Origin of the sequence: Undibacterium sp. FT79W (assembly GCF_014284215.1) — a bacterium.
Classification (GTDB): domain Bacteria; phylum Pseudomonadota; class Gammaproteobacteria; order Burkholderiales; family Burkholderiaceae_D; genus Undibacterium; species Undibacterium aquatile.
In genome coordinates, this window is record NZ_JACOGB010000001.1 from 46795 (window position 1) to 58511 (window position 11717).

Sequence of the window (11717 nt, forward strand, 5' to 3'; positions counted from 1 at the left end):
GCTGAAGGCGCTGATGTTATGCGGTCGGATTACAAATATCGGTTTGTTTTACGCCGCCATTTTTTCTTCAAAGGGGCGGTATTGTAACCGTTCCCCCGCCATGCGATCAAAAAAATGACTGACGGCATCAAGTTGTTCATCGCACGAGGTCAGCAAATTCATTTGCTGCCGGAATTCCTCGCCGTTGACGAGTTCCTGCACGTACCAGCCTATGTGTTTGCGCGCAGTCCTGACACCAAGATACTCACCGTAAAACTCATAATGTGCTTTCAGATGGTTATCCATCAGGTGCCGGACTTCGCTGATCAATGGCGGCGGTAAGTGTTCGCCAGTTGCGAGGAAATGTTCGATTTCGCGAAAGATCCAGGGCCGCCCTTGTGCCGCTCGTCCTATCATGATCGCATCTGCACCGGTGACTTCTAACACGTATTTTGCTTTTTCCGGCGTGGTGATATCGCCATTGGCAACCACTGGAATAGTCACCGCCGCTTTGACGGCGGCAATGGTGTCGTATTCGGCATCGCCTTTGTAGCCGTCAGCACGGGTACGGCCATGCAAGGTCAGCATTTGTATGCCAGCAGATTCCGCCATACGTGCAATCGTCAGCGCGTTTTTATTTGCTCTATCCCAGCCGGTACGGAATTTCAGTGTGACAGGCACATCGACAGCACCGACCACGGCATCGAGAATGTCGCCAACCAGAGCTTCGTTTTGCAGTAACGCCGAGCCACACCACGCATTGCATACTTTCTTGACCGGGCAACCCATGTTGATGTCGATGATCTGCGCGCCCTTATCCACATTATGTTTTGCGCAATCTGCAAGCATTTGTGGGTCTGCGCCTGCGATCTGTACTGCCTTGGGTTCCATCTCTCCGGCATGGTTAGTGCGTCGGGTCGATTTTTCGGTTTCCCATAATTTCGGATTCGATGCCGCCATTTCCGAAACGGCATAACCTGCACCAAGTTCTTTGCATAACTGACGGAAAGGTCTGTCGGTGACCCCAGCCATGGGAGCCACAAAAATATTGTTACGCAAGACGTAGGAACCAATTTGCACGATGAGGTGGGAGGGAATTTGAAGAAGCGCTATTTTACCTGAAACCTGCCTAAATAATTAGCAAATACGCTGTTTTCTGAAGGAATATTTATTTCAATCAGGTCGCGATTTTGATAGCTTTAGACTTGCTTTTCTAAATTTCGACAGCCAGTCGGTACTGGCTTGTCGTCATGTTTTGTTTGGTTGAAGTTTGGCTGAAAATTGGGCAGCATGTGTGGGGCTTGGTGTAGAGCGGATGCGGTGCTTGCATCAGCGCTATCAGTGGAAATGAGCGATATGAACGACGTCAGGATGCTTTATCGTTTTGATTAATTTCATCCATGGCGTCAGTATCGAGATGGGCAGTGTCTCCCCACTGGATCAGTTGCAAAGCATGGTCTTTGTACTCAAAGCGGTTAATGCTTGCGTTGTAAATCGTCACCTCACGCGGAGCATTCAACGGTAATCCTTTGGCTGCACGATACGCGCATTCGAGTACACCACCGTGGGCGACCAGGGCGATTTTTTTTCCTTCGAATTGTTGTGCGTAGTGCTCAATGTGCTCGATGATACGTTGATGAAACTGACGTGTCGTCTCACCTTTATTTTCCCCCGGAGGAAATTCTGCATCAGGATCATGCGATTTCCAGGCCGCATAGGCTTCCGGAAAAACATGTGGAATCTCGCTGTACAGTTGTCCTTCAAAGCCGCCATAGCAACGTTCGCGTAAGCCAGCATCGATGCGGGTACTGATGCCTTGCAAGCGCGCGATTTCACCGGCAGTCTGCACTGCCCGTTGTAAATCACTGGAAATGATGGCATCCAGTTTTTCATTTTGCAGCGACCACGCCAGCGCCTTTGCCTGCTGCGTTCCTTGTGCATTCAATGGAATATCAAGGTGCCCCTGCAAGCGTTTAATAGCATTCCAGGGTGTTTCACCGTGGCGGATAAGGAGAATTTCAGTCATCTGATTTGTGGATAGTTGCAGGCACGTCGAGACAGCTACGTAAATGTCGTTACGCCGATTTTTTTGTTTCCAACCAAAATGTGACAGGGCCGTCGTTGGTCAGCGACACTTTCATGTCGGCACCAAAACGGCCAGTCTCGACTGTGCTGTGTTTGCTTTTTGCTTGCCGGACAAAATAGTCGAACAATTGGCGCGCGACATCAGGTGGTGCGGCTGGTGTGAACGAAGGGCGGGTGCCGGCGTTGGTATTGGCCGCCAGCGTGAATTGCGGTACCAGCAATAAGCCGCCCTGCGTATCTGTAATGCTGAGGTTCATTTTTCCAGCATCATCACTGAATACGCGGTAGGTCAGCAGCTTATTGAGTAAGGCATCCGCCTCGGTTTCACTGTCGCCGCGTTCTGCGCAGACCAATACCATTAAGCCTGCCGTGATCGCGCCGGTGGTTTCACCATCGACGACGACACTGGCATGGCTGACGCGTTGCAATAGTCCGATCATGCTGACAAAGTCACGCGGGCAAATTTTCGTTTGCCGACTTGTAATACAAATGTCCCGGCTTCGACTTTCAAGCCTTTGTCACTGAGAACGGTGCCGTCAATACGTACGCCGCCTTGCTCAATCATACGCAAAGCTTCAGAGGTCGATGCACACAGATTTGCTTGTTTCAATAATTGCGCGATGCCGACTGGCGCACCGCTCAAGCTGACTTCCGGCACGTTGTCCGGTATACCACCTTTCGAGCGGTTAACGAAATCGGACAGTGCATCTTCACCAGCTTGTTTATTATGGAAGCGGGCAACGATCTCCTGCGCCAGCGCAACCTTGATATCGCGTGGATTCTGGCCGTCAGCAACGGCTTTTTTATAGTTCGCAATTTGCTCAATAGAGCAGAACGAAAGCAGGTCGTAATACTTCCACATCATCTCGTCTGAAATACTCATGATCTTGGCGAACATGTTATTTGCCGGTTCCGTGATGGCGATGTAGTTATTTTTTGATTTCGACATCTTTTCAACGCCGTCCAGACCTTCCAGCAGTGGCATGGTCAGAATACATTGTTGCTCTTGTCCGTAATCTTTTTGTAGTTCGCGTCCGACCAGTAAATTGAATTTCTGATCTGTGCCACCCAGTTCGAGGTCGGCATGTAATGCGACGGAATCATAGCCCTGCATCAGCGGATACAGAAATTCGTGTACCGAAATCGGCGTGCCTGCTTTGAAACGTTTGGTGAAGTCATCGCGCTCCATCATACGAGCCACAGTATATTTTGATGACAACTGAATCATGCCGCGTGCACCCAGCGGATCACACCATTCTGAGTTGTAACGGATTTCAGTTTTTGCCGGATCTAATACCAGGCTCGCTTGCCGGAAGTAAGTTTTGGCGTTTTCCTCGATCTGCTCACGCGTCAGCGGCGGGCGGGTGATATTGCGTCCGGAAGGATCGCCGATCATCGATGTGAAATCACCAATCAGAAAGATAACCTGATGGCCTAAATCTTGCAACTGCCGTAATTTATTCAGAACGACAGTATGACCAAGGTGCAAATCTGGTGCAGTCGGATCCAGCCCCAGTTTGATACGTAAAGGTTTGCCAGTTTGTTCGCTGCGGGCGAGTTTTTGCGCAAATTCGCTTTCGATGAGCAATTCGTCAACGCCACGTTTGGTGACCGCGAGGGCGTGTTGTACGGCATCGGATAGTGGCAAGGCTTTGGCTGGCGTGATGATGCTGGAACTGGAGTTGGAATTGTGTGCAGAAGTCATAGGTATTTAAACGAGATTTTTTGTAACATCGCTGGTCAGGGTTCTCATTCTGAATCAATAATCAGCGTTTTGCCAGATTCTGGGTGTCGGTTTAATTTTGCTGGGATCAAGTTTTCTTGCTTTATAATCCAGCCTTGGTTTGTCGCCGATCATATTCTTCGAGCATGTTTTGCTTAGAATATTATTGCTGCAGCGACCCCCGAATTTTCGATAAAAACAGTCAATTTTAACTTATTGCATGCGACCATCAGATAAATTACTTCGTGTGGCTACCGGCAGCTCCAGACTGTTGTTAGGTTCCACCCGCGTTTCCCGTATTGTTTCCGTCACTGCTTTATTCTTCGCTGTCTGTGCTGTAGGTGCGACGGCCGTTGCGCCTCTGGCACCGGATGCGGCAGATTTGCCGGTTAAAAAAATTACCAAAGAATTGCCTTTACCCAGCCTTGATGAACAAGTCGCTGCATTGGCCAATGCTGATCAGCAGTATGTTCGCGAAGAGATAGTCCGTCGTGGCGACACGCTCAGTGGCTTATTGTTGCGCCTGGGCGTGGATGACGCCGACGCGAATACTTTCATTAAAACCGATAATGTGGCGCGCAGCTTATTACAGTTGCGTACCGATAAGTCCGTTCGCGTCAAAACGAATGAAGACGGCGAGCTGGAATGGTTGCAGACGACAGTCGTGGACGGTACAGATAAGCCGGCCCGGAATATCGAAGTCAAACGCGATGCTTCGGGGCATTTCGTGGCAACCGATGCGCCTGCTGCGCTGGAGCGTCGCGTTGAAATGACCTCCGGCAATATCGTTTCCTCGCTGTTTGCAGCGACGGATGAGGCGAACATCGCTGATAATGTGGCGTCGCAGATTGTCAGTATGTTTGAAACGAACATTGATTTTCGCAAGCTGCAACGCGGAGATCAGTTTAATGTGGTCTATGAAAGTTTCTGGCAAAACGGCCAACTTGTGAAAACTGGCCGGGTACTCGCAGGTGAATTCACTAATGCCGGAAAAACTTACCAATCTGTGTGGTTTGATGAAGCCGGTGGTCAGGGTGGTTATTACACTTTCGACGGTAAGTCTCTCAAAAAGTCTTTCCTCAAATCGCCGTTGGAATTTACCCGTATCTCTTCGGGATTCTCGATGCGCGTACACCCGATTTCAGGTCAGTGGAAAGCGCATAAAGGTGTCGATTTTGCCGCCGTGACAGGAACGCCGATTCGTGCGACTGCTGATGGTATTGTGGATTCTGTTGGACCAAGCAATGGTTACGGTAATCTGGTGGTGGTGAAGCATCATTCCAATTACAGCACAGCCTATGCGCACATGAGCCGTTTCGCGGCTGGCATACATAAAGGCAGCCGTGTTAGTCAGGGTGAAGTCATCGGCTATGTCGGCTCAACTGGCTGGGCAACTGGCCCTCATCTGCATTATGAGTTCCGTGTGAATAATGAGGCACGGGATCCTATGGGCATCAGTTTGCCAGAGGCTCCGCCATTGGCAGGAAACGATATGCCGCGTTTCAAAGTAGTTGCTGCTGAAATGCATCACCGCTTCAATTTGCTGCGTCCTGAACGTTTAGCGGAAACGATGAAACTGGCATCCCGTTAAAGCGATAAGCTCAATACAGGCCGAACATTGCGTTCGGCCTTTTTCATTTTAGTGATGTGCATATGCAGAATGCTTCTTTGTATATTGGTTTAATGTCTGGCACCAGCCTTGACGGTGTGGATGGGGTGCTCGTGCGCTTACCTGAAACACCGGGAAAGCCTGTGGAGTTGCTTGCCAGTGCTTACCTTCCGTTTTCAACAGAGATACGACAGCAGGCAATGATGTTGCAGAGTAATTGCAATGATGAACTGCATCAGGAAGCCTTGCTGGCCAACGCGCTGGCGCGAGCCTATGCTGAGTGCGTTCATCTTTTGTCTGAGCAATATCCTCTTCAGGATGTCCGGGCAATCGGTGTACACGGACAAACGATACGGCACCGGCCCGAGCTGGGTTATACCCGTCAAACGAACAACCCCTCTTTACTGGCCGAATTAACCGGCATTGATGTGATTGCTGATTTCCGCAGTCGCGATATCGCTGCAGGCGGACAAGGCGCACCGTTGGTGCCGGCATTTCATCACGCCGTATTTGCGGCCGACAATGAATGCAGAGTCGTCGCCAATATCGGCGGCATCAGTAATATCAGTATTCTCGGCGCGGATGGCAGCACGACTGGTTTTGATACCGGGCCAGGCAATGTGCTGATGGATTACTGGATACATCAGCATCAGGCAAAAAACTATGATGCCGACGGTGCCTGGGCATCGCAAGGTGATGTGAATTCAGCATTGCTTGAGAAACTCATGGCTGAGCCTTATTTGCATCTTGCTCCGCCCAAAAGCACCGGACGTGATCTGTTTCATCCCGCATGGTTGCAACAGCAATTACAGGGATTTGATACCGTACCCGCTGCCGACGTACAGGCGACATTGTGCGCTTACACCGCGATGAGTCTGGCGCAGGCGATTTGTACTTACGGCGGACAGCAGGCAAAGGCCGTTTATGTGTGCGGCGGCGGTGCGTTTAACCGTCGTCTGATGCTGATGTTGCAGACTTTTTTGTTTGAGGCCGGATCGTCCGCGTTGGTGTGCAGCACGGATGCGCTTGGTGTCGCACCGGAGCAAGTTGAAGCGATGGCTTTTGCCTGGCTGGCGCAACAATTTTGTTTGCGCCGTCCGGGTAATCTGCCGGTAGTCACTGGCGCCAAAGGCCCGCGTATTCTTGGTGCGCTGTATCCAGCATAAATTGCGTACACTCTGACCCCTATTTGATTTTTTTCTCGCTATGAAAAGAGATATCGCATGATTCAACTGATCTACGTCGCTGACCCTATGTGTTCATGGTGCTACGGTTTTGGTCCGGAGTTGCAAGCCTTGCTGGAACTGATGCCGGAGGCGAATCTGGATATCGTCGTCGGTGGCTTGCGCGCCTATAACCAGGAGATCATGGGTGAGGAACAACGACAAACCATACGCGGTCACTGGACGCATGTCGCCGAAGCTACCGGTCTGCCGTTTGCCGCAACAGGGATGACGCAAGAAGGTTTTAAATACGATACTGAGCCCGCATGCCGGGCAGTTGTGGCGACCAAAATGCTGGCGGATCATCTTGCACCAGTGCAGTTGTTATCGGTCTTTCGCGCTATTCAACATGCGTTTTATGCCGAAGGCAAAGACGTAACCGATTTACATATTCTTTCGGATGTTGCGGTCAATGCCCTGAATGGGATGGACGGCGACGATAGTTTTGATGCGTCCAGTTTTTACGAAACACTCGTGTCACCGATGTGCATGGCGGACACGCGGCAGGAATTTGAGCAATGCCAGCGCTGGGGAATACGCGGCTTCCCCGCACTGTTATTGGTTCACGACAATGCCTTGCACATGATTGCATCCGGCTTCACGAAAACAGCGGAATTAGTTTCCGCGATTCAGGAAATAAAAAAAATATGAATACCTCATTGATTTCCCCACGTATTCAGATTGCCCCCGGTGGTCCGGAATTTTCCCGTATCGTTCTTGGCCTGTGGCGACTCGCGAGTTGGCAAAAAACACCGCAAGAACGGGTCAGTTTTTTGCAAGAGGCGCTGGAACTCGGTATTACAACCATAGATCAGGCGGATATTTACGGCGATTACCAGAGTGAACGCCTGCTCGGAGAGGCGTTGCATATAGCGCCTGAATTAAAAAAAGAATTTCAGTTCGTGAGTAAGTGCGGTATCAAACTGGTGTCGCAGCATCGCCCTGAGCATCATCTTAAGCACTACGATACCAGTCGCCAGCACATCATTGCTTCTGCCGAAAATTCTTTGCGGGCAATGCAGATTGATCGTCTGGATCTGCTGTTGATTCATCGTCCCGATCCTTTGATGGATGCCGATGAAATCGCTGAGGCATTTCATCATTTACAGCAAAGTGGCAAGGTCGCACATTTCGGCGTGTCGAATTTTACGCCGTCGCAATTTGATTTACTGGCATCACGTTTTCCATTGGTCACAAATCAGGTCGAACTCTCGCTGTTGCATCTGTCGCCTTTGCATGACGGCACACTAGATTTGTGCCAACGATTGCGTATTGCGCCGATGATCTGGTCGGCATTGGGTGGTGGTGCTTTATTATCGGATGCCACAGCGAATGCCGATGTGCAGCGTGTCCGCGTTGCTTTGGGTCAGGTGGCCGCAGAACTTCAGGTGCCTCTGGCAACGGTTGCGATTGCCTGGGTATTACAACATCCGTCCAAGCCGATGGTGCTGACTGGATCTGGGCGTATGTCGGCATTGCGTGAAGCTGTTCTTGCATGTAGCCAGACATTGAGCCGTGAGCAATGGTTTTCTCTCTGGTGTGCCGCAGCCGGAAAAGGAGTTGACTGATCTTAGTCAACGCCCTGTCTGCAAGGGATACAGCCTTGATAAAGATTTTTATTTTGACTGTGCCGGATCAATTGATAACGTGGTAGCACCAGGCTGGCGCTGCCCGCATTAATCCTTAAAGACAGACTGCATCCATTCGATGAACAGTGCTACTTCCGGTCTCAGGCTTGGCTGTGCTTCGTGTACCAGATGGTAGGCGTGCGGCGGCGTTGCCAGTTGTGTGTCAAACAGGCGAATGACTTCTCCGTTGTCTATCATTTCCTGCGCAAAGTGCTGGCGTGTTAAACCAACACCATGACCATGTTTAATCGCCTCAAGTAATAATCCCAGATCATCTACGCGTAATCCATGCGTTGGTTCAGCCCAGTCTAAACCGGCGACTTCAAACCAGGGTTGCCATGGTTCCAGCGCCGAGCGTAGCAAACAGGCATGGCGTAAATCAGCCGGTGTGCTGATCTTCGGAATCGTTTTCAGATAGGCTGGGCTGGCAACAGCAAAGCTTGGTTCGATAAACAGTTTTTTAGTGACGAGATTAGGATATTCTCCCGCGCCGAATCTGACCTCGACATCACTTTCTGACAGGCTGAGATCGTATAAGGGAACAAACAGATAGACTTCCACTTCGATGTCAGGATGTTTGCTGGTGAATTCTGCCAGACGTGGCATGAACATGTAGCGGGCAAACGTTGGTGGCACCGTGACTTTGACTCGCATCTGATTTTGCGTTGCTTTATTGGGCAACGGAAAATCAGACAAAGTGCGCAACACATTCCGCACCACGTCAAGATAGCGACGACCGAATTCAGTCAGTGTGACGCTGCGGCCTTCTCTGACAAACACACGTTCGCACAAATGTTCTTCGAGTAAACGTATGCGGTGGGAAAGCGCGGAAGGGGTGATGCACAGCTCTTCTGCTGCAACGGCAAATGATCCAAAGCGGGCGGCCGCTTCAAAAGCGGAAAGAGCGTGAACCGGAGGTAATCTTGTAGCCATTCTGTATCCTGATTATTCTTCATCCCATGCGCTCAGTGGCGCACATGCATGCAGTGTGTCTCGTTTATTGGCATAGCGAAGGCGGCGCGAATAGCCGCTAATCCACCATTATGACGCGCATTTCTGACAGCAGCCTTATAAGCCTCTCAGCATTGCAGTTATTAAGTACACCCGGATCTGGCCTACGATAACGCTGGTTTTTTATTTTATGCTGGTAAGCAGCATATTCGATGGTGTCTATTATGATGCGTTCCCGACGTTTTTGGCTTATGCTCTGCGACTTCAGTCCGAATTATATGAGCTATGGGTAACCGACTTTCAAAAATTGCGACACGTACCGGCGATACTGGTACCACTGGTCTGGGTGACGGCAGTCGTGTCGATAAAGACGCGTTACGGGTGCACGCGATGGGTGATGTGGATGAACTGAATTCACATATCGGCGTCTTGTTGTGTGAAAACTTATCGCCGCAGTTGCGGCATGAGCTGATCTCTATTCAGCATGATTTATTTGATATGGGCGGCGAGTTGTGTATTCCCGGCTATAGCCTGATTACTGAGGCGCAGGTCGCACGTCTGGACGCTTTGCTGGAAAAATACAATGCCGATTTGCCGCCGTTGCGGGATTTTATTCTGCCCGGGGGAAACCGGCCAGCAGCGCTGGCGCATGTGTGCCGCACCGTTTGCCGGCGCGCTGAGCGGGCGATTGTGAGTGTCGGGAAAAATGAAGCCATCAATGATCATCCGCGTCAGTATATGAATCGTCTGTCTGATTTGCTGTTCGTTTTATCGCGGGTTTTGAATCGGGTTGATGGCGGCAGCGATGTTCTGTGGGAAAAAGAACGCGAGCGCTGATTGCTGCTGCACTGTGATGCTCAGTGTTATTTTTTTGGTTGTTGATGGCGCTCTAGCAGGCGTGACAGTGCCGCAAGCAGATCCGTGTTCTGGGATGTGTTTTCCAGATTCTGTTCCAAGGTGCTGAATGCCTGCAGTGCTTTGCCTGAGAGTGCCAGTTGTTTCACAGGCGGGGCTTTTTCTACGACCCGCCTGACTTGTACTTTGATGCGGACTGCGTTAATCTGCCAGCCCCGCTCTTGCAAGCTGCTCAGCAATTTCGGGCATTGTTGTTTCAGTTTGGTTGCTAATGCCGCATTCGGCGCAGACAGCGTCAGCAGACCATCTGCCAGTTGCATGACTTCACAGGTATCAAATATCGGCGGCAAAATCGCACCGCAATCTTTTTGCAGCGACAAATGACGTTGTATCGTAGGTAGCAGCGGCGAAATTTTATCGTTGCTACGCAAAAAATCGCCAGCGCCAGTGGCACCCATAACCGGGCGTCCGCGCTTGATATTGATTCGGTACGGAGGTCGCGATGGTGTGAATGGTGTTGACATGGGCAGCACATTACCACAAACCGGGCGGCGTTACAGCCGCATTCCACACAGTTTTTAAGGGGTAGTATTGATGCAAATTATATTAATGCACTCCCGCTTTACCCAAGCGAAATCGGTGACCTTGTCGTCACATCATGTAGTGCTGGCGATACTGGGTTTTATGCTCATCACGATTATTTGCGGTGCGCTGATGGCGGCGCTCACATTCCGGTTGGCGAGTGCCGATTTACCTTTCTTGCGAAATATCCTGCCGGCCAGCGCCGCTCTGCCAAACGATCCGAATGCGAAAGACCGCTATGTCAAAGAAAACCTGGCGGCAATGGCGGTTAAGCTGGGTGAAATGCAGGCGCAATTGATACGGCTCGACGCGCTGGGCGAGCGTGTGCAAGGATTGGCGGGCGTCAAGCCTGAGGAGTTTAATTTCAAGGAGCTGCCAGCGCGCGGCGGCCCGGAAATTTCCAGCGCACCTTCGCATGAACTGAATATGGAAGAGTTTCAGGCAGCGCTGGACGTGTTAGAAAAGGATCTTGAACATCGCTCCGATTATATGAATGTCGTCGAAACGAAGCTGATGGGTTTCAAGATACAGTCAAAAATGCTGCCGACGATACAGCCAGTGAATGTTGCGTATAACGCCTCCGGATTTGGCTGGCGCCTTGATCCGTTTACCGGGCGCAGCGCATTCCATGAAGGCATCGATTTTTCAGCGCCGACCGGAACGCCGATTCAGGCTGCCGCTGGTGGCGTGGTGATTGCCGCTGAATATCATCCGCAGTTCGGCAATATGCTGGAAATTGATCACGGCGGTGAGCTGATTACCCGTTATGCGCATACCTCCAGAATTTATGTGAAGCTCGGCGATATCGTCAAACGCGGACAGCATATTGCCGATATTGGCTCGACCGGTCGCTCAACCGGCGCCCATCTGCATTTTGAGGTGCGGGTCAAGGATGTGCCGCAAAATCCGCATAAATTCCTGTCGGCCGGAGCCAATCAGGCCAGTCTCTCTGCTTTGAACCAAAAATAGGCTTGAGTTTGTCCAAATAGCCACCAACTCGTACCAATGCGTCAAGGTTTCAGCAGTGATTTGCTGGTCAAGCCGTTCCCGCGTGGTAAAATCGTGAGTTATCCCATATTGTT

Annotated in this window: 12 protein-coding genes; 6 read left to right on the forward strand and 6 right to left on the reverse strand. The window is 50.8% G+C overall.

Annotated features, from left to right (window positions below; genetic code table 11):
* Nucleotides 1-48 precede the first annotated feature (48 nt).
* The 4 genes from dusB to tyrS all read right to left on the reverse strand — a co-directional run bounded on the left by dusB (nt 49) and on the right by tyrS (nt 3769).
* On the reverse strand, nt 49-1059 hold the full coding sequence (gene dusB / locus H8K38_RS00195) for a tRNA dihydrouridine synthase DusB (protein WP_186882780.1): 1011 nt from the start codon (nt 1057-1059) through the stop codon (nt 49-51).
* A 286-nt stretch (nt 1060-1345) separates the two neighbouring features.
* Complete coding sequence (locus H8K38_RS00200; protein ID WP_186882781.1) at nt 1346-2005, reverse strand: histidine phosphatase family protein; 660 nt, start codon at nt 2003-2005, stop codon at nt 1346-1348.
* 49 nt (nt 2006-2054) lie between these two features.
* Nucleotides 2055-2504 carry a D-aminoacyl-tRNA deacylase gene (gene dtd / locus H8K38_RS00205; protein WP_186882782.1) on the reverse strand — a complete coding sequence of 150 codons (450 nt, stop codon included), beginning with the start codon at nt 2502-2504 and terminating at the stop codon, nt 2055-2057.
* Complete coding sequence (tyrS, locus tag H8K38_RS00210) at nt 2501-3769, reverse strand: tyrosine--tRNA ligase (protein ID WP_186882783.1); 1269 nt, start codon at nt 3767-3769, stop codon at nt 2501-2503. The genes dtd and tyrS overlap by 4 nt, the downstream gene beginning before the upstream one ends.
* A 238-nt stretch (nt 3770-4007) precedes the next feature.
* Here tyrS and H8K38_RS00215 point away from each other — a divergent pair, with 238 nt between their 5' ends.
* The 4 genes from H8K38_RS00215 to H8K38_RS00230 all read left to right on the forward strand — a co-directional run bounded on the left by H8K38_RS00215 (nt 4008) and on the right by H8K38_RS00230 (nt 8187).
* Nucleotides 4008-5378, forward strand: a complete 1371-nt coding sequence (locus H8K38_RS00215) for a peptidoglycan DD-metalloendopeptidase family protein (protein WP_186882784.1) — start codon at nt 4008-4010, stop codon at nt 5376-5378.
* Between the two features lie 62 nt (nt 5379-5440).
* On the forward strand, nt 5441-6562 hold the full coding sequence (locus H8K38_RS00220; protein ID WP_186882785.1) for an anhydro-N-acetylmuramic acid kinase: 1122 nt from the start codon (nt 5441-5443) through the stop codon (nt 6560-6562).
* A 57-nt stretch (nt 6563-6619) separates the two neighbouring features.
* Complete coding sequence (locus tag H8K38_RS00225; protein WP_186882786.1) at nt 6620-7270, forward strand: DsbA family protein; 651 nt, start codon at nt 6620-6622, stop codon at nt 7268-7270.
* The gene (locus H8K38_RS00230) at nt 7267-8187 is read left to right on the forward strand and encodes an aldo/keto reductase family oxidoreductase (RefSeq protein WP_186882787.1); all 921 of its coding nucleotides are present in this window, start codon (nt 7267-7269) and stop codon (nt 8185-8187) included. Before H8K38_RS00225 ends, H8K38_RS00230 begins: the two co-directional genes overlap by 4 nt.
* A gap of 108 nt (nt 8188-8295) precedes the next feature.
* Here the strand turns inward: H8K38_RS00230 and H8K38_RS00235 are convergent, their stop codons facing one another.
* Nucleotides 8296-9180: a LysR substrate-binding domain-containing protein gene (locus H8K38_RS00235; RefSeq protein ID WP_186882788.1), complete on the reverse strand. Its 885-nt coding sequence runs from the start codon at nt 9178-9180 to the stop codon at nt 8296-8298.
* A gap of 303 nt (nt 9181-9483) precedes the next feature.
* Here H8K38_RS00235 and H8K38_RS00240 point away from each other — a divergent pair, with 303 nt between their 5' ends.
* A complete protein-coding gene (locus tag H8K38_RS00240; protein ID WP_186882789.1) occupies nt 9484-10035 on the forward strand; it encodes a cob(I)yrinic acid a,c-diamide adenosyltransferase in 552 nt (183 codons plus the stop codon).
* 26 nt (nt 10036-10061) lie between these two features.
* Here H8K38_RS00240 and H8K38_RS00245 read toward each other — a convergent pair whose 3' ends face one another.
* Nucleotides 10062-10577 carry a DciA family protein gene (locus tag H8K38_RS00245; RefSeq protein WP_186882790.1) on the reverse strand — a complete coding sequence of 172 codons (516 nt, stop codon included), beginning with the start codon at nt 10575-10577 and terminating at the stop codon, nt 10062-10064.
* 70 nt (nt 10578-10647) lie between these two features.
* On the opposite strand from H8K38_RS00245, the gene H8K38_RS00250 reads away from it, so the two are divergent.
* Complete coding sequence (locus H8K38_RS00250) at nt 10648-11604, forward strand: M23 family metallopeptidase (RefSeq protein WP_186882791.1); 957 nt, start codon at nt 10648-10650, stop codon at nt 11602-11604.
* The last annotated feature ends 113 nt before the right edge of the window (nt 11605-11717 follow it).